Origin of the sequence: Mesorhizobium sp. M0960, assembly GCF_040319055.1 — a bacterium.
Lineage (GTDB): Bacteria > Pseudomonadota > Alphaproteobacteria > Rhizobiales > Rhizobiaceae > Mesorhizobium.
Map to the genome: position 1 here is coordinate 25,810 of NZ_JAMYNN010000018.1, position 23,318 is coordinate 49,127.

At 62.7% G+C, this 23,318-nt stretch carries 22 protein-coding genes and 4 pseudogenes; 15 read left to right on the plus strand and 11 right to left on the minus strand.

Going from position 1 to position 23,318, the window contains the following annotated elements:
* Positions 1–52 precede the first annotated feature (52 nt).
* Together NKH63_RS25140 and NKH63_RS25145 are read left to right on the plus strand one after the other, a co-directional pair.
* Positions 53–1,414, plus strand: a complete 1,362-nt coding sequence (locus tag NKH63_RS25140; protein ID WP_352791888.1) for a mandelate racemase/muconate lactonizing enzyme family protein — start codon at positions 53–55, stop codon at positions 1,412–1,414.
* A 17-nt stretch (positions 1,415–1,431) separates the two neighbouring features.
* Positions 1,432–2,631 carry a mandelate racemase/muconate lactonizing enzyme family protein gene (locus tag NKH63_RS25145; RefSeq protein WP_023721831.1) on the plus strand — a complete coding sequence of 400 codons (1,200 nt, stop codon included), beginning with the start codon at positions 1,432–1,434 and terminating at the stop codon, positions 2,629–2,631.
* Positions 2,632–3,173: 542 nt separating this feature from the next.
* Here NKH63_RS25145 and NKH63_RS25150 read toward each other — a convergent pair.
* Complete coding sequence (locus tag NKH63_RS25150) at positions 3,174–3,755, minus strand: sulfocyanin-like copper-binding protein (RefSeq protein WP_023721832.1); 582 nt, start codon at positions 3,753–3,755, stop codon at positions 3,174–3,176.
* Between the two features lie 1,333 nt (positions 3,756–5,088).
* Here NKH63_RS25150 and NKH63_RS25155 point away from each other — a divergent pair.
* From NKH63_RS25155 to NKH63_RS25190, 8 genes are all read left to right on the plus strand, one after another.
* The gene (locus NKH63_RS25155) at positions 5,089–5,700 is read left to right on the plus strand and encodes a cupin domain-containing protein (RefSeq protein WP_031194868.1); all 612 of its coding nucleotides are present in this window, start codon (positions 5,089–5,091) and stop codon (positions 5,698–5,700) included.
* Positions 5,701–5,816: 116 nt separating this feature from the next.
* Positions 5,817–6,755 carry an ABC transporter substrate-binding protein gene (locus NKH63_RS25160; RefSeq protein WP_352718090.1) on the plus strand — a complete coding sequence of 313 codons (939 nt, stop codon included), beginning with the start codon at positions 5,817–5,819 and terminating at the stop codon, positions 6,753–6,755.
* 73 nt (positions 6,756–6,828) lie between these two features.
* Positions 6,829–7,626, plus strand: coding sequence for an ATP-binding cassette domain-containing protein (locus NKH63_RS25165; RefSeq protein ID WP_023721835.1), 798 nt, complete (start codon positions 6,829–6,831; stop codon positions 7,624–7,626).
* Entirely contained in the window at positions 7,623–8,627 is a 1,005-nt protein-coding gene (locus NKH63_RS25170; RefSeq protein ID WP_352483919.1) for an ABC transporter permease, read from the plus strand. Before NKH63_RS25165 ends, NKH63_RS25170 begins: the two co-directional genes overlap by 4 nt.
* A 4-nt stretch (positions 8,628–8,631) precedes the next feature.
* Complete coding sequence (locus tag NKH63_RS25175) at positions 8,632–9,720, plus strand: phosphotriesterase family protein (RefSeq protein WP_352548567.1); 1,089 nt, start codon at positions 8,632–8,634, stop codon at positions 9,718–9,720.
* Between the two features lie 27 nt (positions 9,721–9,747).
* Entirely contained in the window at positions 9,748–10,518 is a 771-nt protein-coding gene (locus NKH63_RS25180; protein WP_352496441.1) for a glutamine amidotransferase, read from the plus strand.
* Between the two features lie 3 nt (positions 10,519–10,521).
* Positions 10,522–11,430, plus strand: coding sequence for a ribokinase (locus NKH63_RS25185; protein WP_352548569.1), 909 nt, complete (start codon positions 10,522–10,524; stop codon positions 11,428–11,430).
* A complete protein-coding gene (locus NKH63_RS25190; protein WP_352483923.1) occupies positions 11,427–12,257 on the plus strand; it encodes a BtpA/SgcQ family protein in 831 nt (276 codons plus the stop codon). Before NKH63_RS25185 ends, NKH63_RS25190 begins: the two co-directional genes overlap by 4 nt.
* 111 nt (positions 12,258–12,368) lie before the next feature.
* Here NKH63_RS25190 and NKH63_RS25195 read toward each other — a convergent pair whose 3' ends face one another.
* From NKH63_RS25195 to NKH63_RS25205, 3 genes are all read right to left on the minus strand, one after another.
* A complete protein-coding gene (locus NKH63_RS25195) occupies positions 12,369–12,635 on the minus strand; it encodes a type II toxin-antitoxin system Phd/YefM family antitoxin (RefSeq protein WP_352919049.1) in 267 nt (88 codons plus the stop codon).
* Between the two features lie 545 nt (positions 12,636–13,180).
* Positions 13,181–14,260: an S-adenosylmethionine:tRNA ribosyltransferase-isomerase gene (locus tag NKH63_RS25200; RefSeq protein ID WP_352919051.1), complete on the minus strand. Its 1,080-nt coding sequence runs from the start codon at positions 14,258–14,260 to the stop codon at positions 13,181–13,183.
* Entirely contained in the window at positions 14,257–14,979 is a 723-nt protein-coding gene (locus NKH63_RS25205) for an SDR family NAD(P)-dependent oxidoreductase (RefSeq protein WP_352919053.1), read from the minus strand. Before NKH63_RS25205 ends, NKH63_RS25200 begins: the two co-directional genes overlap by 4 nt.
* 283 nt (positions 14,980–15,262) lie before the next feature.
* Here NKH63_RS25205 and NKH63_RS25210 point away from each other — a divergent pair.
* Positions 15,263–15,505, plus strand: a pseudogene (locus tag NKH63_RS25210) (LacI family transcriptional regulator); the annotation flags it as partial.
* Positions 15,506–15,842: 337 nt separating this feature from the next.
* Positions 15,843–15,992 (plus strand): hypothetical protein, encoded by a 150-nt coding sequence (locus tag NKH63_RS25215; RefSeq protein ID WP_023721868.1) that lies wholly within the window; start codon positions 15,843–15,845, stop codon positions 15,990–15,992.
* 179 nt (positions 15,993–16,171) lie between these two features.
* On the opposite strand, the pseudogene NKH63_RS31395 reads toward NKH63_RS25215, so the two are convergent.
* From NKH63_RS31395 to NKH63_RS25240, 6 genes and pseudogenes are all read right to left on the minus strand, one after another.
* Positions 16,172–16,308, minus strand: a pseudogene (locus tag NKH63_RS31395) (integrase); the annotation flags it as partial.
* Positions 16,309–16,469: 161 nt separating this feature from the next.
* Positions 16,470–18,215 carry an adenylate/guanylate cyclase domain-containing protein gene (locus NKH63_RS25220; RefSeq protein ID WP_023721869.1) on the minus strand — a complete coding sequence of 582 codons (1,746 nt, stop codon included), beginning with the start codon at positions 18,213–18,215 and terminating at the stop codon, positions 16,470–16,472.
* Positions 18,216–18,859: 644 nt separating this feature from the next.
* The gene (locus tag NKH63_RS25225) at positions 18,860–19,045 is read right to left on the minus strand and encodes a hypothetical protein (RefSeq protein WP_156948243.1); all 186 of its coding nucleotides are present in this window, start codon (positions 19,043–19,045) and stop codon (positions 18,860–18,862) included.
* Between the two features lie 70 nt (positions 19,046–19,115).
* A complete protein-coding gene (locus NKH63_RS25230; RefSeq protein ID WP_031194889.1) occupies positions 19,116–19,544 on the minus strand; it encodes an SgcJ/EcaC family oxidoreductase in 429 nt (142 codons plus the stop codon).
* 881 nt (positions 19,545–20,425) lie between these two features.
* A complete protein-coding gene (locus NKH63_RS25235; protein ID WP_352919055.1) occupies positions 20,426–21,484 on the minus strand; it encodes an adenylate/guanylate cyclase domain-containing protein in 1,059 nt (352 codons plus the stop codon).
* 203 nt (positions 21,485–21,687) lie between these two features.
* The gene (locus NKH63_RS25240) at positions 21,688–22,143 is read right to left on the minus strand and encodes an SRPBCC family protein (protein ID WP_352919057.1); all 456 of its coding nucleotides are present in this window, start codon (positions 22,141–22,143) and stop codon (positions 21,688–21,690) included.
* Between NKH63_RS25240 and NKH63_RS25245 the strand changes: the two are divergent.
* Positions 22,106–22,483: pseudogene (locus tag NKH63_RS25245) on the plus strand (helix-turn-helix transcriptional regulator); the annotation flags it as partial. The gene NKH63_RS25240 and the pseudogene NKH63_RS25245 overlap by 38 nt on opposite strands.
* Positions 22,484–22,604: 121 nt before the next feature.
* Here the strand turns inward: NKH63_RS25245 and NKH63_RS25250 are convergent.
* Positions 22,605–22,775, minus strand: a complete 171-nt coding sequence (locus tag NKH63_RS25250; RefSeq protein WP_023723176.1) for a hypothetical protein — start codon at positions 22,773–22,775, stop codon at positions 22,605–22,607.
* 103 nt (positions 22,776–22,878) lie between these two features.
* Here NKH63_RS25250 and NKH63_RS25255 point away from each other — a divergent pair.
* Together NKH63_RS25255 and NKH63_RS25260 are read left to right on the plus strand one after the other, a co-directional pair.
* A pseudogene (locus NKH63_RS25255) lies at positions 22,879–23,029 on the plus strand (ISNCY family transposase); the annotation flags it as partial.
* Positions 22,980–23,270 (plus strand): hypothetical protein, encoded by a 291-nt coding sequence (locus NKH63_RS25260; protein ID WP_352919146.1) that lies wholly within the window; start codon positions 22,980–22,982, stop codon positions 23,268–23,270. The pseudogene NKH63_RS25255 and the gene NKH63_RS25260, both read left to right, overlap by 50 nt.
* Positions 23,271–23,318: the final 48 nt, after the last annotated feature.

The following is a 23,318-nucleotide window of genomic DNA, read 5'->3' on the forward strand; positions in this document are numbered from 1 at the left end:
CAACACTCTATGCCCAGGGTACGGGGCGACAAGCCGAAAACGAGGATAAGTCATGGCAAAGACAGGTGGCGCCGACGAGGCGCTCAATCGGGTGAACGCGAACTCCAGGCCATCTCAGCTTCGCATCACCGACATGCGGGTAGCCGAAATCGTCGGCGCGCCGTTCACCTCAACCCTGCTCAAGATTTACACCAATCAGGGCATCGTCGGACTTGGCGAAGTGCGCGATGGCGCCAGCGCCACCTACGCGCTGATGCTGAAGAGCCGGCTGCTTGGCGAGAACCCTTGCGACATCGACCGCCTGTTTCGCCGGATCAAGCAGTTCGGTGGGCACGGCCGGCAAGGCGGCGGCGTCTCGGCGGTCGAAATCGCGTTGTGGGATCTCGCCGGCAAGGCCTATGGCGTGCCCATCTATCAGATGCTTGGCGGCCGGTTTCGGGAGAAGGTGCGCCTCTATTGCGATACCGATGCGACCGTGCCGAGCGGCACCGAGACCGGCAAGCGCCTCAAGCAGCGCATGGCGCTTGGCTTCACCTTCCTCAAGATGGATCTGGGGCTGATGCAGATCGCGGATGTACCCGGTGCGGTCGTATCCCCTGCCGGCTCACTTGAAGGGTACCGCGTCCACCCCGGCCGCGGCCCGGTCAAGACCACGGAGGAGCGGCGCGCCCGCAATGCCGCGTATGATTTGCATAATGTCCCCCACCCGTTTACTGGCCTCCACTTTTCCGACAAGGGCCTCGACCTGCTTGAGCAGTACATTGCCGAGGTTCGCGAAATTATCGGCATGGATGTTCCGCTCGCCATCGACCATGTCGGCCACATCTCACTGCAGAACGGTATTCGCCTCGCCAGGCGGATTGAAAAATACGTGCCAGCCTGGCTCGAGGATGTGATCCCATGGCAGTACTCCGAGCAGTACCGACAACTGCAGGCCGCCACCACGGTGCCGATCTGCACCGGCGAGGATATCTACCTTAAGGAGGGCTTCGAGCCTCTGCTCAAGAGCGGCGGCCTCTCCCTTATCCACCCGGACCTGCTCACCAGCGGGGGCATTCTGGAGACCAAGAAGATCGGCGACATGGCGCAGGATCACGGCGTTGCCATGGCCATCCATATGGCCGAAAGTCCAATCGCCGCAATGGCCGCGGCACATGTCGCGACCGCGACTGAAAACTTCATGGCGCTCGAATACCACTCTGCCGACGTCGACTGGTGGGACGATATCGTCGCCGGCGTTTCCAAGCCGCTCGTGAAGGACGGCTTTATCACTGTTCCGGACAAACCGGGCCTGGGGATTGACGACGTCGTCGACGAGGTGATCTCGCAGCATCTGCAGCCGGGTGTCACCGACATCTGGCAGCCCACGGATCACTGGGACAACGAGTATTCCTGGGACCGCACCTGGAGCTGAGGCGAAAAGAACCGAAGATGAAGATCACCGACCTCCGCTGTGCCGTTATCGGCAGGCACCCCATCGTCCGCATCGTTACCGACGAGGGCCTCTATGGCCTGGGCGAAGTCGAGTTCACCAAGACCTACCTCAAGCCCTGGGTCCTGCATTTCCGCGAGGCGCTGATCGGCGAGGACCCGACCGACGTCGAGCGGGTGATGCTGAAGATCCGCCAACGCGGCTCTTTCAAGCCCTATGGCGCGGCGGTAAGCGCCATCGAGCATGCGCTGTGGGACATTGCCGGCAAGGCTGCAGGCGTGCCGGCCTACAAACTGCTCGGCGGCAAGGTGCGCGACAAGGTGCGCGTCTATAACGGCTCGATCCGCCAGAAACGCACGGGCGACCGGCCGGAGGATTACGCCGCTGACGTCAAATGGATGATGGAGCAGCCGCAGAACTTCTTCATGATCAAGCAGGGAATCTCGTTCCACTCCGACATGAAGGACACCATCGAGGGCTTTCACTACGGCGTGACGCAGAAGAAGGCCGGCTATCACGGCGCCATGGACCAGGGCGTGATCAGCGAGCGCGGTTTCAACCACATGCTCGACTGCGTGATCGCGATGAAGGAAGTGCTGGGCGACAAGGTCAGCCTGGCGCTCGACTGCGGCCCGGGCTGGATGCTGCCCGATGCGATCAAATTCGCTCGCGCGGTCGAGAAGTACAATTTGATGTGGCTCGAGGACATGCTGACCGGCGACTATGTGCCGTGGGTCAATCCGCAGGCCTATCGGGAGCTGACCACCTCCACCTCGACGCCAATTCATACCGGCGAGCAGATCTACCTGCGGCACAATTTCAAGGAGCTGATCGAAACGCAGGCGGTGCGCGTCATCGGCCCCGATCCGGCCGATATTGGCGGCATTGCCGAGCTCAAATGGGTCGCCGAGCACGCCTATATGCACTCGATCCTGATGGCACCGCACGGCACCGCGAACGGCCTTCTCGGCCTCGGCGCGCTGATCAATGTCTGCGCCACCCTGCCCGCCAACTATATCGCGTTCGAATACCCGAGCGCCTCCGACCCCTGGTGGGAGGATCTCGTAATCGGCCTGCCGTCGCAGATCGTGAAGGACAGCATGGTGGAGCTGCTGGAAGCGCCGGGGCTGGGCCTCGATATCGACGCCGAAGCAGCCAGGAAGTATCTCGGGGAAGAGGATGCAGGCTTCTTCGACTGAACCATCCTTCTTGCGCCACCCAGCACCACGCGGACCGCTTCACGCAATCTGTCATCCGGAATGACCGTTTCGGGGCCGGAAGCAGATTGTCGGCTACGGGAGAATCCGCCCGACTCCTTCCGACAGGCGAAAGTTCGCTCTGGAAAGCACCGCGGGTGTCTTGAAATGGCACGACCGAGCCGGCGGGCGCATCGGCTCGGACTATACGCGTGGGAGCGCTCTACGTCTCGATCGGGCGGAAAGGTCGCACACGGGAGCGGCCTAGTAGGCTCATCTGCGCCAACAGGCGACTTGTGGATCAAGCTTTGGAAGGCGGCTCCACAAGCCGATGCTTCGACACTACGGCCCAAATTAGCCCTCGCCGATGCTCCGGCTGCGCCAAAGGCTTGTTTGGATGCCTCAGCTTGGACCTGGTGGCTTGGCAACCAGGGGCAGTTCTAGACCGGTCGGGGCGCGGCCAGACTTTCGAGTTTCAAGATAAGCCGCCACGGATTTGCAATGATCTCCACGACGAAGCCATAGCGCTGGTTGCTCGCGCAACCCTATGGGCGTCCTGGGGGCTGCTCCTGCGGAAACTTGTCTTCATGGACGATTGCCACGGCCCGCACAAGATTGCCTCTCACCTCGAAACCGATCCAGTGTCCGTCCATCAGGTGTGTTTGTCTCGGACAGGCGAGGAAATAGTTCCCCGCCTGCTGGGCAACAAAGTTGAGTTGTCCCTTCTCATTAATTTTAATCCCCTCTAGCGGAGCGGTGTACGCCCCCCAAATCGCATCCTCAGCCTCCAACTTCACTGGCATCTCCGACCGAGCATAGACCCTGGTCACCATCAGACCGTGCCTGAAATTCGAAGAGCCATTGATGAACTCGATCTGTACCGACCATTCTTCTGGCACGATGATCGTGAGATTGCCGTCCCAGTAGCCGTTGAAGTCGATAATGTCGGTCCGGATGTTGTCCCTGCGGTACCGCTCGACTTGGTTCCAATCGGCGACAATCTCTATAGCCACCGTCTTGGCTGCCGGATCGTTTTTGATCCAGCTCGGGACGAAAGGCTCCCCAGCCAGCGCAATTCCAGGCAACAATCCAAAGGCGAGAAGGGCAAGGTGGGCAAAGCGCGCCATCGCAATCAGAGGCTCCTCCCGAGCGGAGCGGCCAAGCTTAAGCGACCGTAATCGAAATCGACTAGGCCTATCCCTCAACGAAGAGAATACCCCCAAAACAAGATCCACACCAGCAAACCCCCTTTTGGCGGAACGGAACAAAACTCGCCGTCGCCGGAGGCGCCCCCAAGCGAACGCCCCACCTCGCACAGGCCGATGTCTGCCGCCGAAAAGCGAAGGAGGGTAAGGTTATCCCGCCAGGCTGATCGCCGCTCGGCAAAGGTCTCCTTCGGGCCGGAAAGCGGACAGATGCTTTTCTAACCCGGAGCGACACGAGCAGACCTTTTGTCCGGCGCAAGTGTCGTCCTGACGTGACCCAATGCGGCCTTCAGTTGCGAGCGTCGCTCGCTGGAGCTGCGTCAGTCGGTCGGGGGCCAATGGTATTTTCAATGGAACGCTAATATATATGGAAAACCGAACGAGCAGCGCCTGCCAGATACTTGAGGAATGCCATGCGAAGGCTCATCTTCACGGCTATGTGTATCGCCGCCGCAACAGCCGCTAACGCCCATGATTGGTACGAAGACAAGATTGACCCACAGACCAAATTCAAGTGCTGCGGTGGTTCTGATTGCCGCGCCGTACCTCGGTCTTCGGTGCGGTCCAGGGTAGACGGTGGGTATACTTATTTGCCGCATAATTTCACCATCCCACGGGACCGTGTGCAGCAATCCCCGGACGGGCAATACCATATCTGCGAAAATAAATATGTCGTAACCAATCAGCTGTATTGGCGTTGCTTCTTCGCACCTCGTGTCGATGTGTCTATACTTCTAAAGCATTAACCGCGCGTCGCTTCCGCGATTCACATCCGCAAGGTGCTAGTCCATTAATTCTGTTGGACTTTCTTCAAAATTGTCGAAGCTCAGGCGGTGCGCGACTGCCTCAGGGATTTCATTGAGTACATCGCCGCTACCGAGAGCAACTCCATGGGGCGCTGCCGCGGGTGACTTCCGGCGGACTCCCAAATTCGGTGACAGTCCAGATTTTATCGTGTCGGCATGGCCGTGGTTGTGTAGATTGGCTGTGTGGCCCGCCTTACCCGTATTGTCCAAGTCCACTCGCCACGAGACGCAACGCGGTAACGGCTGGCGATTTCGACCACGATGGACAGCCAAGCGATAGGGGTAACTGGCGCGGGATCATCAGCACGGTTCATGCGAGAGCAGCATTCGCCAGAGGCCGGAGCTACGGCTGCAGCCTCGAATTTGACGCATCAGCACTTGCAAATCGTCGGCCGAGGTCTTTTGCTCGCGCGATAGTTGCCCTTGACCGTTGAATGGTTGGCGAACAGATGAATAAAATCGATCGACGGCGGCCAGAGTCGGAAACGGACGCCACCGTAAATGCCGCGAGACTTGGAACTCGACTGCGCCTCGCCCGCCAGACACGCGGCATGACGCTGAAGAGCCTGGCCGCGGCTGCGAATTGCTCGGAAAGCCTGCTGTCCAAGATCGAGAACGGCAAGGCTTCGCCGTCTCTGCCCATGCTTCACCGTCTGGTCGAGGTTCTCGACACCAACATCGGCTGGATGTTCGAGCAAGTCGATGACGACGAGGCGATCGTATTCCGGGCGGGCGCAAGGCCTTTGATTGCGCTCGACGCGCTACGGCGTGGCGAGGGCATTTCGCTCGAACGCATCATTCCGTATTCGCCTGGCCACCTCTTACAATGCAACATCCATCACATCGAGGCAGACGGCGAGAGCGAAGGCCCGATTCAGCACGCCGGCGAGGAAGTCGGCTACGTGCTCGCCGGCCGGATCGAGTTGATCGTCGACGGCAAGCGACATGCTCTCGCCACCGGCGATGCCTTCGTTTTCAGGTCGGAGCTGCCGCATCATTACCGCAATATCGGCAAGGAACGCGCCAGCATTTTCTGGGTCAACACGCCGGCGACTTTCTGAGCAACGCTCTGCGTTCATTTGGATTGACAAATATTCAAGTCTCTTGAATGCTTGCCTCGTGCCTGTAGCACCAACGGGAACCAGCCGGTCTGGTCCGCAAGCAAGGGGAACCGAAAATGCGTCTGTTCAAAATTCTCGCCGGCTGTGCCGCCGCCATTGCCATGGGCTCGGCAGCCATGGGATCGGCGCTTGCCGATACGTTCGCACTCGTCAACATCAACCAGCAGGCCCTGTTCTTCAACCAGATCAACGAGGGCGCGCAGAAGGCAGCCGACGCCGCCGGCGCCAAGCTGGTCATTTTCAACGCCAACAATGTGCCGAGCGCGCAGAACGACGCGATCGAGAACTACATCACGCAGAAAGTCGACGGCATCATTCTGGTCGCCATCGACGTCAACGGCGTCAAGCCCGCGATTACTGCGGCCAAGGCGGCCGGCATTCCCGTCATCGCCATCGACGCGCAGATCCCCGACGGCGACAACGTTTCGTTCATAGGTGTGGACAACACCAAGGCCGGCGAGGACATCGGCAAATTCTACGCCGACTATGTGAAGACCGAGATGGGCGGCAAGGCCAAGATCGGCATCGTCGGCGCACTCAATTCATTCATCCAGAACCAGCGGCTCGACGGGTTCAAGAAGGCGGTGACCGAAAGCGGCCAGGCCGTCACCTTCCTGGACACGGTCGACGGCCAAAACGTTCAGGAGACGGCGTTGAGCGCTTCGGAAAACCTGATGACCGCCAATCCGGACATGAACTCGCTCTATGCAACCGGCGAACCCGCCTTGCTCGGCGCCGTTTCGGCTGTGACCAGCCAGGGCCGCACCGGCGACGTCAAGGTGTTCGGCTGGGATCTGACCAAGCAGGCCGTTCAGGGCATCGACGACGGCTGGGTGGTGGCGGTCGTGCAGCAGGATCCGGCAGGCGAAGGCAAGGCCGCGGTCGAAGCGTTGGGCAAGCTCAAGAAGGGCGAGAAAATCGACCCGATCATCAATATCCCGGTGACGATCGTGACCAAGAAGAATGTCGACCAATACCGCGCGATGTTCAAGTAACTGCGTCGGCGACCGAGCCGCGGCGCCGCCTGAAGCTGCGCCGCGGATACCTGGCAATCGCGTGGAATCCCAGATGAGCAGTGGCCAGACCTATCGGGTGCGGATGAGCGGCATCTCAAAGCGTTACAACGCCATCCAGACGCTCGATGATGTGTCGCTGACGCTGAAGCCGGGCGAGGTGCTGGGGCTGGTCGGCGACAATGGCGCCGGCAAGTCGACATTGAGCAAGGTGCTGTCGGGGGCTGTGGTTCCCGACGCCGGCACCATCGAGATCGACGGCAAGCCGGTGATCTTCAGCTCGCCGGCGGACGCACGTGCGGCGCGCGTCGAGATGGTCTACCAGGACCTGTCGCTCTGCGACACGGTCGATGTCGCCGGCAATCTGTTTCTCGGCCGCGAGCCGCGCCGCCGCATCGCCGGCATTTCCTTTCTCGACAAGAAGCGCATGCACGACGAGACGCGCCAGATGCTCGATCGGCTCGGTATCGTCATTGCCGACACGCGGCTCAAGGTCGAAAACCTCTCCGGCGGGCAGCGCCAGTCGATCGCCATCGGCCGCGCCGCCTCGTTCGAGCCGGCCGTGCTGATCATGGACGAGCCGACGGCAGCGCTTGCGGTGGCCGAGGTCGAGGCGGTGCTCGAACTGATCCGCGCGGTCAGCGCGCGCGGTGTCAGCGTCATTTTGATCACCCACCGGCTGCAGGACCTGTTCCTCGTCTGCGACCGCATCCAGGTCATGTATGAAGGGCGCAATGTCGCCGAGCGGCTGATCGGCGAGACCAATATCGAGGACGTGGTCAATCTGATCGTCGGCCGCAAATTCAGTGCGCGTTCCGCCACCAACGGCTATCGCGGTGGAGCGCCGGCATGAGCGATGCGATCCACGCTGCCCAGCCCTCACGAGTGCGCAAGGGCACCTGGCGCGATGCGCTGCTCGCCAATGGCAGTGTCGTCTCGATCGCGCTGTTCTTTCTGGTCGTCTGCATCATCTTCTCGGTGGCGACCGACGCCTTTCTGACGTCGCCTAATCTGTTGAACATCCTGCGGCAGTCGGCGCCGCTGCTGATCGTCGCCGCGGCAATGACTTTCGTCATCACCACTGGCGGCATCGATCTTTCGGTCGGCTCGGTACTGGCGCTGGTGGCAACGCTGTCGGCGACGCTCTTGCAGTTCGGCCTGCCATGGTCAGTCGTTATCCTCGCCATGTTGGCGCTCGGTGCCCTGCTTGGCGCGGTGCAAGGCTATTTCGTCGCCTATGAGGGCATCCCGTCCTTCATCGTCACGCTTGCCGGGCTTTCGGTGATCCGTGGCGTGGCGCTGCTGATCACCGGCGGCTATTCGATCCCGATCGAGCCCGGAAGCGCTTTCACCGTGCTGGGCCGTGCCTGGTTCCTTGGCGTGCCGGTGCCGGCGCTGATCGCGCTGGCGATCCTGGCCATCGCCTATCTCGCCTTCAACGAGACGCCGTTCGGCCGCTATGTCACCGGCATCGGTGCCAACGCTGAGGCGGTGCGGCGCGCCGGCGTCAACACGCGGCAGACGACGCTCTTCGTCTATGTGATTTCCGCCACCGCGGCAGCCCTTGCCGGGATCATCATTGCTGCCCGGCTTGGATCGGGATCTTCGAATGCCGGACAGGGTTTCGAGCTGGAAGTCATCGCCGCCGTCGTGCTCGGCGGCACCAGCCTGTTCGGCGGCCGCGGAACGATCATTGGCACGGTGCTCGGCGCGCTGACCGTGGCCGTCATCGGCAACGGCCTGATCCTGGCGCATCTGTCGCCTTTCCTGACGCCGATTGTCACCGGAACGATCATCCTGGTCGCCATCTGGCTGAACTTCCGCCTGTTCCGCGGCGCCGTGCGGAGCCGTTGAGCCGATGGGCGGTCTGTTCGATGACGCGGTGCCCGGCCAGCGGCTGGCGATCGGGGTCGAAACCGGCCATGTGATGACCGTGCTCGGCCCGGTTCCGGTCGAGGAGATGGGCATCACGCTGATGCACGAGCACATCTTGCTCGATGGCGCGCGCAGCTGGAAATGCCCCTGCCATCCCGATGACATGGCGGTCGCCGAGCAGCCGGTGAACATCGAGATCATCGGCGAGTTGCGAATGAACCCATACGTCAACCGCGACAACGTTTCGCTCGACGACGCCGACCTGGCGCTGTCAGAGCTACAGCGCTATCGCGCACTGGGCGGCCACACCGTCGTCGATGCCACCAATATCGGCATCGGCCGCGATCCCGAAAAGCTCGCCCGTATCAGCCGCATGTCCGGCCTGAAGATCGTCATGGGCACCGGCTTCTATCTCGAGCACACCCATCCCGAATGGCTGAAGGCCATGGATGTGGACGCGGTGACCGAATTCATCGTCAACGATGTCGGCGGCGGCGAGACGCAGCCGCCGATCATGGCCGGGCTGATCGGCGAGGTCGGCGTCAGCAAGGATTTCACCGCCGAGGAGCGCAAGTCGCTGACAGCTTCGGCGCGCGCCTCGCGCATCACCGGCGTGCCGCTGTCGATCCATCTGCCGGGCTGGGAGCGGCTGGCGCACGAGGTGCTCGATATCGTCGAGGCCGAGGGCGCCGATCTCCGCCATACCGTGCTCTGTCACATGAACCCGAGCCACGACGACCCCGACTACCAGACAAGCCTCGCCCGGCGCGGCGCGTTCCTCGAATACGACATGATCGGCATGGACTATTACTATGCCGACCAGGACGCGCAATCGCCCTCCGACGAGGAGAACGCACGCGCCATCGCCGCCCTTGTCGAGGCCGGTTTCGGCGACCGCCTGCTGTTGTCGCAGGATGTCTTCCTCAAGATCATGCTGACGCGCTTCGGCGGCTTCGGCTATGGCTATATCCTGAAGCATTTCATACCGCGCCTGAAACGCCACGGCGTCGAGCAGGCGGCCATCGACCGCATGCTGATCGCCAATCCGAAAAGCGTATTCGCGCGGCTCTAAGCGGCCTGGAATTACACGGGAGTTCAAATGTCCAAGAAGAAGATCCTGCTTGCCGGCGAATCCTGGGTGTCGACCGCGACCCATATCAAGGGTTTTGACCAGTTTCCGACCGTCACCTACCACACCGGCGCCGACGAATTGCTGGGCGCGCTGAAGGCGACCGATTTCGACGTCACCTTCATGCCGGCGCATGAGGCGCAGCGCGGCTTTCCGCAGACGATGGAGGCGCTGTCGGCCTATGACGCGGTCGTGCTATCCGACATCGGCGCCAACACGCTGCTGCTGCATCCCGACACCTGGGTCCACTCGAAGCCGACACCGAACCGCCTGCGCCTGCTGCGCGATTATGTCAGCGGCGGCGGCGGTCTGTTGATGTTCGGCGGCTACTATAGTTTCCAGGGCATCAACGGCGGGGCGCGCTACCGCAAGACGCCGGTCGAGGACGTGCTGCCTGTGAACTGCCTGGCCTATGACGACCGCGTCGAGGTTCCGGAAGGTTTTGCGCCCGTACCGAAACCAGGGTCGACACATCCCATCCTCAGGGGCCTTGGTTCGGACTGGCCGATCCTGCTCGGCTTCAACGAGGTGAGGCTGAAGGACGGTGCGGAAGTTCTGGCTGCCGTGTCGTCGGACTATGGCTCGCTGCCGCTGCTCGTCACCGGCCACTATGGCAAGGGCCGCACCGTGGCCTGGACATCCGATGTCGGGCCGCATTGGCTGCCGCCGCAGTTCATCGCCTGGCCAGGCTACAAGACCCTGTTCGAACAGATGCTGGGCTGGGCGACCGGTGAGAGCTGAGCCATGCGCGTCCACGTCGTCGGCAATGCCTGCGTCGACACCATGTTTCGCGTCGGCCGCTTCCCGGCCGCGGGCGAGACTTTGAATGCCGTGAGCTATGCCGACGGGCTCGGCGGCAAGGGCGCCAACCAGGCAGTCGCAGCAGCACGGACTGGTGCAGAGGTGACGTTCTGGACGGCGCTCGGCAAGGACCCAGCTGGCGCATGGATCAGGAGCCGCCTCGACAACGAGCTGTCCGACCTTGAGGTCAGCCAATTCGAGCTACCGAGTGACCGCTCGACCATCGTCGTCGATCGAGGCGGAGAGAATTTCATCGTCAGCGGCGTCGCCTGCGTCGAAGCCTTCGACCCGGTGGCGCAGACAGCACTTGTCCGCTGGATCGCTCCCGGCGACATCCTCGTCTGCCAGGGAAATTTGCCCCTCGCCGCGACCAATGCCTGCCTCCGAGCAGCAATGGAAAACGGCGCGCGCACCGTCCTCAACGCCAGCCCCATCGATGCGGCATCTGTGCCCGATCTCGGACTGGCGGAGGTTTTGGTGGTCAACCAATCCGAAGCGCAAGCCCTGACCGGCCAGAGCGATATGGCAGCCGCCGCCCGGGCGCTGGCGGCCAGAGGCGCAGGTATTGTCGTGATCACGCTCGGCGGCGAAGGCTGTCTCGTGCTTGGTCCGGACCAGACGGAACCGCTTCGCTTGCCGGCGCCGCGCGTCGAAGCACTCGACACCAGCGGCGCCGGCGATGTGTTCTGCGGCTGCCTCGCCGGCGGGCTTGCCCGGGGCATGCCGGTCACCTCGGCACTGGAGCTGGCGCTCGCCGCCGCCGCAATCGCCGTGACACGGCCGGGCACGCTGGCATCCTGTCCTTCCGCCTCCGAGATGGCGGCGCTCATCGATCAAATGGAGCTCTCATGACCCAGATCGGCCAATCCGGCGGCGACGCGCTCGTGGACCTTTTCGGCCGCACCAAGGTGGTGATCGGCGTCGTTCACCTGGCGCCGCTGCCCGGCGCGCCGCGCTATGATGGCGAGGCGATCGAGGCGATTTACCAGCGCGGGCTCGACGATGCCCGGGCCTATCTCGATGGCGGCTGCGACGGCGTCATCGTCGAGAACCATGGCGACATCCCCTTCGCCAAGCCTGACGATATCGGACCGGAGACGGCGGCCTATATGGCTGTCGTCTCAGACCGCATCCGCCGCGAGCTCGGCAAGCCGATCGGCATCAATGTGCTGGCCAATGCCGCCATCCCGGCCTTGGCGATCGCTAGCGCCGCCGGCGCCGGCTTCGTCCGCGTCAATCAGTGGGCGAATGCCTATGTCGCCAATGAGGGCTTTGTCGAAGGCGAATCGGGCCGTGCGGCACGCTACCGCGCCAGGCTGCGCGCCAACGGCATCCGCATTTTCGCCGATGCCCATGTCAAGCATGGCGCACACGCCATCGTCGCCGACCGCCCAGTGGAGGAACTGGTCAAAGACCTGGTCTTCTTCGACGCCGACGCCATCATCGCCACCGGCCAGCGCACCGGCCACGCCGCGGATTTGGGCTACATAAGCATGATCAAGCAGGCCGCCGGCCTGCCGACGTTGGTCGGCAGCGGCGTGACGCCGGACAACGCCAACGATATCCTCGCCATTGTCGACGGGGTCATCATCGCCAGCGCGCTGAAGCACGACGGCGTCTGGTGGAACCAAGTCGACTCTGCTCGAGTAAAGGCGTTCATGGGTGGTCTGAGGCGATAGCTGACTTCAACCCCCCACCGCACCGAAGGGCCGCAGTCACCCGCGCGAGGGGCGGGAGCTCTTCGGGCTCGCCCGCCGCCCAGAGCAAAAGATGGGCATCGAGCAGAAGTTTCATGCGTCGCCGCCAAACAGCTTCCCGATTTCCTCATCGGCCATGCGATCAACATCGTCTGGAACTGAAAACTGCCCGGCCATAAACCCAACGCGACGCATTTCGCCGGCCGCAGGTGCGTCTATGGCAACGACCTTCACCATCGGCTTGCCGGATTTCGCAATTATGAAGGATTCAGCTTTGACCGCCCTGTCGACGAGACGAGACAGATGCGTCTTGGCCTCGTGAATGAAATCCCAGGTGTATTCATGGGTGTCGCCAAACATCAGGGTAATTGCTGAGTTCCTGTATTGCGCAAGCGAGATCCCTGTCTTCGTTCTGTAAAAAGGCTTGCCGAATTGCTTCCCAACCACGCAACGTTACAGTGGAAGAGACGATCCACCTGGCATCTTCCGCCTAGGCTGAAGCACAAGCTGCTGCCTTGAGCCGGTTCACGAGCTGCAAGGTATTCTCTCGTGACTTGGGCAAGGTCTAAGCTAAAGCCAACTATGGCCTCCTGCCTCTCGGCGCACACTTTCGCCCAACGTTGGAGCGTAGGCAATATTGTATTAGCGTCAATTTGAATACCGCCATCGTCGCTCCCGGCTCAGCCCCTGGCGCGGCGAATAGGCAGTGGTGGCGATCACCGCCGGGCGGCGCAGGGCGCGGGCCTATCCGCGTCTCAGCCGCAGCTCGCGCGTGACTCCCGGCGACAAGATTCGAACTCTGACCCCTAGAGTCGTGTTACTAATGTCAAATAGTTGTTTTGAACCAATTGCTTAATCAAAACATCGTTTTCGAAAGCCCTGGAAATCCAAGATCATCGGATCGCCTAGAGTAGAGGCTTCGTCTCGCGCACTTCCCGGTTCTGTCCGCGCGGTCGATCCAGCCGTTGGCGATTGAGCAGCATGGAATCGCCGAATTCATGCGTGCGATATCGGTGCTCGGCGAAGGCTGCGGAGGCCTTGGCGAGCAGAGCATCGTCGGCAAAGGCTCGCAGGAGCTCGAAATGGCTTTCGCCAGGCTGGTGGACGCCTGTTAGAATCGCATCGACCACGCGAAGTGGCGTGCCCAGCGCGATACGCCCTGTCGCAATGCCATTTCCGGCACGCACATTGCCGTCGGGGTTGGCAGCTGCCTCAAGCGCGCGCACCACGCTCGTGCCGATTGCGATGATGCGGCTTCCGCGGAGCTTCGCCCGCGCGACCTGCGCCGCCGTGCGCTCGGGAATGCGGTACGGCTCGTCGAGAGGGAGGCGCAAGTCGAGAGCGGGGTCCCCGGTGGAAGACACGCCCGCGGCATGCGTGAGTGTTGCGAAGCCCACGTCTCGCCGACGCCAGGCCTGGAGCGTGCGCCAGTCGAGTGCGAAGCCTGCCGATGGCGCCTCGAACGCCACCGGCCCGGCGGCAATCTTCGTCCAGACATTCCAAAGTGCCAACGGTTCGCGAACATGCGCATATTGGATCGGCCGGCCGTGCTGCGCCAGTCCTGCAAGCACCGCTGCGCGGTTGCCTGGGAAGCGCAACTCGAGAAGGCGAGGATGGTCGAGAAGGCACTCAATGACGGCTTCAAGCCGGCCGAGCCGGAGGTGATCGCCTGGTGATATCGGGGGCGGAGGCAGCCGATTTTCCGTGCGCATGCGGTGATCGCCCGCGCCGAAGGCAATCGCCAGGAAGTTGGTTGGGTCGGGAAATGTCAGCCAGCCTGCCAGGCGGATCTCGATCGCCTCGTCGCTGGGAAGGTGCGTGCCGCGCAAGCTGGCAGGCAAGGTCGCGGCGTCATTGGCGATGACCAGATCGCCGGCATCGAACAGTATCGCGAGTTCAGTGCGCGGCAGGTCGCGCGTCGCGCCGTCCGCCTCCACGACGAGCAGCCTGGCGGCGCGCCGATCCGGACGGTCGGCGGCAATCATCCGCGTGTCTCGGCGAGAAGTGTTGCGCCGGCCGGCAACGTATCGAGCATCTTTTCGATGATCTCGGCAGCAGCCAGGTCGGGACGCTTCAATGTCGACGGATCGGCGTCAGGAAGCGCCAGCGCGTGCAGCGGGGTGTCCATATCGCCGGGGTCGAGCGCGAGGTGCCGGATGCCGTCGGCCTTCGCCTCCTCGTCCCAAATCGCCGTCAGGTGAGCAAGAGCGGCCTTGCTCGCAGCATACGCGCCCCAGCCGGGATAAGCGTTCACCGCCGCGTCGCTGGAGATGTTGATCACCAGCGCGCCACGGTCCTCGCGCGCGGACGCGGCAAGTGCACCGAACAGTGCTTTCGTCAGCCGGAACGCGCCGACGAGGTTGACCGCGAGCGCTTTTTCCAGCTCCTCGCACTCGGTATCGGCAAGGAGCGCCGGTGGAACGGGCCCGAGGCTCGACGCATTGTTGATCAGAACGTCGAGCCCGCCTAGGCTCGCGGTGACCTGCAACGCGATCGGGTAGATGTCGTCCTTTTTGCCGACGTCGCCGACGATGCCATGTGCGCCCGTCTCGTCAGCGATGCGTTCGACGTTCGCGGCAGTGCGGGCAACGAAGGCGACGAACGCACCCTCTCTGGCAAGCTGCCGGACAAGCGCCAGTCCTAGGCCGGACGTGCCGCCGGTGACTGCTACACGAAGTCCCTGAAGATCAATGTTGGTCAGCATTGACGATACTCCTTCAATCCGTACAACTTATTGGTACAAGCTGAAGTTAACTTGAGGTCAAGCATTCATTCCGTGGATCGATGCCGACCAGACTCACGTATCGCGGCGCACCTTCGCCTTGTCGGCCAGCGGGCTGATCGCATGCGAGCGGGCCGGAACGGGCGCAAGCGCAGCCGCGATCATGCCGAGCCGGATCGCCTTATCGTCTTGACGCCGCGTATTGGCTGTCGATCGAGGCGATCGGCTCCGAGTTCGCCGTGATTATCAGGCCGGTGAAGGAAGCGTGTCGCCGTGCAAGCGCCATCGGGTTGCGGCGGCGGAAACAATTCTCAGCCTCGCCGAACGCCACCAGTACACTACCAATCTGCAGGCGCGGGGCTTGGGAGGCTCGCGATCGGGCCTGGTCGGACTGATGCTGCCCATCCACGACAATCGTTACTTCTCCGCCATGGCGCAGACTTTTGAGGGACATGTGCGCAGCCGGGGCCAATGCTCGGTCGTGGTCAGTGCCAGCCGCGACCAGGAGAGGAACGGCGGACGCGGAGACGTTTTCTCGATGACGGCGGCTTCTCCGGCTGACCAAGGCCCACCGGCTTCACTCCACCAAAGAAATATGATCATGATCTGGACCGAGACGATCGGCTTCCTCGGAAGCTTCTCCACCGTTCTCACCTACTCAATGAAAGCCATGCTGTGGCTGCACATCACGGCGGTGCTGAGCTGTTTGTGCTTTGCCACCTATGGCGCCCTCATCGGCAACTTACCCTGAGCCTGATGGAACTGGTGCTGCTGCCGATTAGTGCCTGGCGCCTGGTCGAACTTCTCCATCAAACTCAGCCGGGCCGGATTCAGGGGGCCCGAAAATGCCAACACCGCATCTCTGGCTGCTGCTCCGGTGGGCGCTTTCCCTCTGGGTGCTCGGCCGGATCTGGCTTGTGATCGCCGCTAGCGACCGCTTTCAGGAAGTGGCAGAGCTCGTCTCAACCGCCGAGACGAGGCGCAAATTCGCCTAGCGCCTCAACGCCGCATAGTTCCGCCTTTGATGGGCGACAGTGGACCGGCGGTTTTCGGGATGACCATCTTCCATGCCGAACGGCTGTGATGCGACGCATTGCGGAAATCGAGCCCCGTAACTGAGCGGTGGCTTTTCAGAACATGATGACCTCTCCGCGAAGTCGAGAGGCCATCGTGATCAGATCTCGGTTCCCTCGGCGATGTGAGCGCGTCCCCGACCTCGACATCCGGATGGCGAACCGTATTCTCGATCTCGGTGTGCCCAAGCAGGATCTGAACCGCCCGGAGGTTGCGTGTTGCCTTATAAGAAGCGGATCGAAACCGGAAGTTCGACGCGAATTCAACGGAGAGCTCGCCGGCCGTTCACGCTGCTCTACGCGCTCAGTCCTAAGGCAAGCCGCCAGAGAACTGGCCTTCCAGAAGCGACGCAGGTCAAGGGAACGTCGCCTCGCCGGGCATCTTTGCAACTGCGACGATCACTCTGGCACGCCGGAGATGCCCAGCGCCTCGACATAACGCTCGGCGAACACCTCGTCCAGCCACGGGTTGATCTGTCTCTGCAGGGTGAGCGTGTAGGTCGGGAACGCCTTCATAAGACGCCGCGCCGCCGCCTGCGCCTCGTCCAGCCGGTTGAGTTTGACCAGCGCCATGATCACCACCCGGTGCGAGGAGCCGTAGTTCGGCATCTCGTGCAGCGCGCGTTCTCCCCATGCCAGCGCTTCCTCGTAGCGCTCGAGCATCAGGTAGCTCATCCCGATGCCGGAGAGCGCGATGCCCTTCTCGGGGTCGATCGGGCTCAGCCGCATTGCCCTGTGAAAGTGCTCGATGGCGACGAGCGGGCGGCTGGAATGTGCGTTCACCCAGCCGCTGCCCGTATGGCCCTGCGCCGAATTGGGGTTGAGCAGCAGGGATCGCTCGATCGTGCGCAACGCCATCTCGTAGTCCTTCGCGCTGTAGGCGATCACCTGCGCGGCGAAGCGTAGGCTCGTGGGATCGTCGCGCGCTTCCGCCAGTACCTCTCGCGCCATGCGCGCGGCGACTCGGATATCGTCGGGCTCGTGCCAGCACTGGCTCACGGATAGGCTGCGGATATAGGCGCCGAGTGCCTTCGCCAAGTTGAAGCCAGGGTCGATGCTGAGCGCCTCGTTGGTGAGCCGGCGCACGTCGGCAAAGCCTTCGCGCGTCATGCTGTAGAAGCGCGGCAGCGCGCGAAGGTAGAGGTCGTAGGCGCTGATGTACTCGGTCGGTTTCATGCGCGCCTGCTTGATCTCCTGCAGCCGGATGCTCGGTTCGACCGCACCGACGACGCTCTCGGTCACCTTGTCCTGCAGGTCGAAGATGTCGCTCACATCGCCCTCGAAGCGGTCAGTCCAGACATGGTGCCCACTGATCGCGTCCACCAGCTGCCCGCTGATACGCACCCGCGATCCTGCTCTGCGGATGCTGCCTTCTAGCACGTAGCGGACGCCCAGCTCGCGCCCGACCTGGCGCAGGTCTACCGCCCGGCCCTTGTAGGTGAAGGACGAGTTGCGGGCGATCACGAAGAAGGAGTTCACCCGACTCAATCCCGTGATGATGTCCTCCACCAGCCCGTCGGCGAAGTATTCCTGGTCGGGGTCGCCGCTCATGTTGGTGAAAGGCAGGACCGCGATCGAGGGTTTCTCGGGCAAGGGAGGCGATGCAGCCACCGAGGCGCTGGCGTCGGACTCGACGCGGTAGGCGCGCACGGGCCGCTCGATGTTCTTGAGGCGCAGGTTGCCGAGCGGCCTGAAGCCGCAATCGAGCTTGCCCTGAAGGTGGTCGTACGCGGTGCCGGAGACGACCACGGTGCCGGCATCGGCGATGCTTTCGAGTCGGGCGGCGATGTTGACCCCGTCACCGTAGAGGTCGCCGTCCTCCTCGCAGACCACGTCGCCGAGATTGACACCGATGCGCAAGCGAATCCGCTCTTCCTCGGGCATCTCCGCCTCATGTTCTGCCAGGGCCTGCTGAATCGCCATTGCCGAGGTCACCGCGTTAACGACGCTCGCGAACTCGCACAGCATGCCGTCGCCGGTGAGCTTGACGATCCGACCCTGGTGCACAGAGACCAGCGGTTCGAGGAGGTCCTTGCGGTACATCTTCAGCCGCTCGAGCGTGCCGCGCTCGTCGCGCTCCGTCAGGCGCGAATAGCCGACCACGTCGCAAGCCAGGATCGCTGCGAGGTGGCGCTGCGTGGTCATTGCATCGCTCAGCCAAGCGCCTGCACGCGGGCCGCCCCGTGTCCGTGTCCTGCCAACTTCCAGACGCCCCATGTGCATGGTATCCATCTCTCCGGTCGCCGCCCGCCGCCGATATAGAGCGCAGAACGCAGCTCGACCTTGCCTTCACGAGGTTTCGCTATCCCTCTTGCGAGGCGTGGAGCGTTCCAGTCGCCGCGCCCACGCAGCCTCTGGAGACGCTGACACGTCACTCCCAGAAGGCCGGAGATATTTCTTGCCCTGTGTAACCGGTTGACGCCACCGTGGCGGTGCTTTTGTCACGGCGATGTAACAGCGAGATGGCCTGCGAGCGCGCGCATCGGGCATTACACCAGACGTTTGCGCTTAGAGGTGCTGAGGTCGGCAGGTGGTGCGGGCGCGACCTTCAGCATGGTCAGCTGCGATGTCTGGCTTTTGGGCGAAAGCAAATCCGCCTCTGCGGCCGATATTAAAGCGCAAAACTGCCATTCACTTCGTGATAGATGTAGGCCGGCTTCAATTCAGAACCGACCTCGGCCAAAGGCTACCTTTGAGCCAAGATGGCCTTAGTTGCATGTGATTGGGCAAACACGCCGACTTCCTCAGTCGGCTATTGTCAAGCCGCTCGGGCTTCATGTCTTCGCCGCTCACCATTTTGTCACGGCGGAGAAATCGAGTTTGCCTGAGCCGAGGATAGTCACTTTCGCAACGACGCCCACCTCGGCCGGTACCCTCAGGTCCATGGCGCCATGGGCCTTGGCGAAGACCAGGAATTCGGTACGCGTGGCGTTGACGGCCTCGGTGACGAGGATCAAACCAGTCGAATTCGGCATTCCGGCACGCATACGTATTGGTGGTCAGGCTCGCTGGCGGACGCCCTGTTCCGCCTCTGGTTGACGCGAGCTAGCCTTTCGAGCCGGCTGGGGCGATTGCGCCTGGAACAATATCCGTGTTCTGAGCCACCTTGATTCGCCATCCCGACTGCCCTTCTTGGACAATCAGAAGCAATATGCCTTTCCTAACCCCGGCCGGGGAGCCGTCCGGAGCAAATGCTCCCGTTAGCGTCCAAGTGTAATGAACAGAAGCAAGCCCCGGAGCCAATTCCACAACCGACGAGATATCGCCTTCTAATCGGCTATCCCGAAACATGGTGTCATGGGTGGCTCGGTGCGCCGCTTCGATCTCGGATCGGTTCTTCCACCAAACACCTACGACGTTAACGAAATTAGCATCGGAAGCGAACAGAGACGCAAACTCATCCATGTCATGCCGGTTCCAAGCGTTCGCAAAAGCGGTAGCGACATGCTCGGGCTTATCAGACGTCACGCTCATGACCCACGTCTCCTGCGTACCTCCGCTAAGCATAGGAGCCGGGACCGGATGCGACACGGCAAAGGTCAAATTTCAAATTGACGCACTAGCGGCAGCGGAGGAATTGCGACATCCAATGTGGGATCCTGTTACGATCCCCTATGGCCATCCGAATAGTATCCTGGCTCTTCTTTCCGCCTTCGCCTACGGATTCGCAAAACTCGTTGAACGTTATGGCGGCGTTGGCGATCAGCCTTCTCCATGTGAAGAAGGCTCAACCTTTGATTGCCCAGACCGCAATGCGCCGCCACCTTAAACCTGAGCCTAAGCATTCGAGCGCGCTTGGAATAGGAAGTCGCGTTCGCGCCAATCAAGCGGAAGACCAAAGTCTGCACGGCAGAAGAGCGAATTGATGGCTATCATCGTGACATGATAGCGTTGCCGCACCTTGCCCGAGGACGGTGTCTTCGCGCCATTCCATGCACATGCCATGCGTCGCAGTTGCGCCACAAATGCTCAGGGCGCCAGTCCGGCCTTCCCCCAAGTGACAATCCTGGCGTCAGGCGCCGCAGGCTGATGGATGTTGTCTGGTCGGTCATCTTTGATGAAACCGTACCGGATGCAGACGCCGAAGGGGGGCGGAAGCCGACTAAGAGCCCGCCAATTTCGTCTAAGTTCATGTCCGCCGTTTGCAAGTAAAAATGCGAAAAGACACTACGATGCAAGGACTTAGCTTGCGTTCTTGAGCCTTCGACCTTTCTCTAGCACGCGGCAGTAGTCCGGAGCAGTGGGTCTGAGTGCCCCTATTCTGCTCCTAGTTTTTGACGTTCGGAGACGACTAGATGGCCAAAATCAAGCTAAACCAAATCTGCGGTTGACGCCGCCGCCCCGCAGGACCGCGATTACGCATCCGGCAGGGTGAAGACGGTGCAGGGCGCGGCGATGCCGCGCAGCACGTGTTCGCCCAGCGGCACCAGCGGTGTGGTGATCTCGGCGGCGAGCGCGCCCGAGATCAGCACCGAGCGGCCGAGCGGCCGGCATAGCCCCTCCAGCCGGCTGACCAGGTTGACCGCGGGGCCGATGGCGGTGAAATCCAGCCGGTCGACCGCGCCGATATTGCCCCACAGCATCTCGCCGAGATGCAGCGCCGCGCCGAACGGCAGCCGGGGCAGGCCCTGCGCCTGCCGCCCCGCATCGAGATGGGCCATGCCGGCGCGGGCGGCGGCGACGGCGCGCAGCGCCGCCTCGCAGGCATCGGCCGGCGCAGCGGTGACCGGGAAAATCGCCAGCATGCCGTCGCCGATGAATTTCAGCACTTCGCCCCCAAAGGCGTGCACCGCGCCGGCGACGCGGTCGAACCAGGCGTCGAGCGCGGCGATCACCGTCGTGGGCTCGGTTGACTCGGACAGGGCGGTAAAGCCGCGCAGGTCGGCATAGAGCAGCGCGGCGCGAATGGTTTCTCCGGTGCCGCGGCGCAGGGACCCGCCTTGCACCCGGGCGGCACTGCGCCGGCCGAGATAAGCCTCGAGCAGCGCTGTCAGCGCCGCCCGCGCCGCAAGTGCGGCAAGGGGCGCCGCGGCGAAGCGCGCGGCCTGGCGCAGCCGGGCAGCCTCGGCGGGGCCGAACGGCCGGGTTCCAGCCCAGCCCAGCACCGGACTATCCGGCGCCCGGCCAACCGGGCCCTCCTGCACCGGGCCGAGCTCCGCCAGCCAGTCGCGCCCGGCCTGGCCGAGCGGACCGCCGGCGAAGCTCAGCGCCTCGATCACCGCCCCTGTCTCCGCCCGCCAAAGCCAGGTGCGGCGGGTGATGATGGGATGCGGCACCGCGAGCGTCAGCGCGCCGCCGGCCAGCGGCAGGCCGTCAGCCAGAAGTCGGCCGCCGAGCTCGGCCAGAAACCGATCGGGGGCGGCCGAGGCGCCGGCCTCGTCCACCAGCCAGGCGAGAGGCGCGGGCAGATCCATGGCGCGATTATGCGGCCACCGCACCCGGCCTGTCATCCGCGCCGTGACGATGCGCAGCCGGCCCGCCGATCTATCCTCCCCCCGCCCCCGGCGCTGGTACGGTCCGATCCTCGATGGCGCCGGGTTCGACCCGCCCTGCGAGCCGGCGTCCGCCGTCAAATTGCAACGGGCTCACGGGCGGCGATATCGCGCGCGGAAGGCCGTCACCCCCTGCCCGTGTGGCCGTATTTGGGATCCGGGCCGGGATCACGCCCGGCTGCAACCTCGCCCAGCCTGCCGAGGTAATGAGCCCAGCCCTCCGCATGGCCGGCGCATTGCTCGGCATTGGGCAGGCCGGTGTGGGTCAGGCGCAGCAGCGTTCCGTCCGGCTGCTCGATCAGATCGATCTCAATCAGGCTCGATCCCGGCGGCACCTCATCGCTCTCTTCCCAGCCGAAGCTGTATGCCAGACGGTGCACCGGCACCACCTCCCGGAAGGTGCCGCGAGCGACGCGAGCCCCGGTAACATTGACGAGATAGAGCCCGCCGGGCTGCGGCTCAAGCTGCGCCTCTGTTCCCATCCAGCGCAGGATCTTCTCCGGATCGGTCAGGAGGGCAAACAGCGCAGCGGGGGGCGCCGGGATGTGTGTCTCGCGGCGGACGACGAGGGCCTCTTGCATCGGCTTCCTCCATAGTTGGGACAGTTGGAGCAATTATAAACCAGTTGGCTGCTCGTGCGATAGAATAGGATCGGACATCGACACTGGAGTGACAAGTGTGGCGAGATTCCGATGGGCACTCGCCGATCACAGCCACGGCGCATGCGCTCCGCTTCGGGAGGCGTTCGAAGCGTTGGGTGCCGCATCCGATATCCCGAGGATCGATTCTCAGAGATCAGTTGCATCACCGGAGATTGGTTTCGGGCTGACGCCACGCGAGCTGCACGTGCTGCGGCTGGTGGCGACCGGCAGGTCAAATAAGGTGATCGCTCATGAGCTCTGCCTCAGCGGAAAGACCATCGACCGGCACCTCTGCAAATTCGCAGAACCTAAGCGCCAAAACTGGCACGGTGCTCCTACGCGTAGCTGGTTCCCGTCAGTGACCGGGGTTGCGGCGCGGAAACAGGCAAGCTGCGGCAGCTTCATGCCCCGTCGTCGCCCTCACGCCACCAGACGCGGAGCAGTTCGTGCAGTCGCGGCGACATCGTGGAGTGGCGGTCCTTGCGGCCCTTGCCCTCCTGGACGCGGCCGAAGTTGATCGGCCGCAACACCAATGCGCCCAGTATGATGATCGGCCAGCGGGCCGCGGACATGATAATCCATCAAGAAGTGCTGCAGTGACGCCCGTCGATCCCGGGCTCCTACGCAACATCCATTTCGGGACCATCTCTCTATTATTCTGCAGGCGGACGCGTGCCGGTTCTCAAAGGACGTGTTGAGCGCGCCAATCAGACACTCCAAGATCGGCTTGTGAAGGCACTGCGCCTGCGCGTCATCAGCACGATCAAAGGAGACCAATGCTTATGCACCTGAGTTCATGGCGGACTTCAACGCTCGCTTTGGCAAGGACGATCCTGCCGGTGGCTTCGGCGAAGCGCCGGGCCGGTGATCTGAACATTCCCCTTTGCGGCGATATCTTCGGCATTCCACGAAACGAACGACGGGAGTTGGATATGAAATGTTGCTCGACGCAAAGGTCTCGCCAAGTCGGCCACAGGGCGAGTGTTCAGGTTCTGAGCAGCAGGCTTGAACTTCTGTACGACAACGAACTCAGCCTGATCATTCTCCCAATTGACTGCCGAAAATGAGCGCCTTCTTACAACTAACCGCCAAGCCACATTTGGCACTTGCAACTC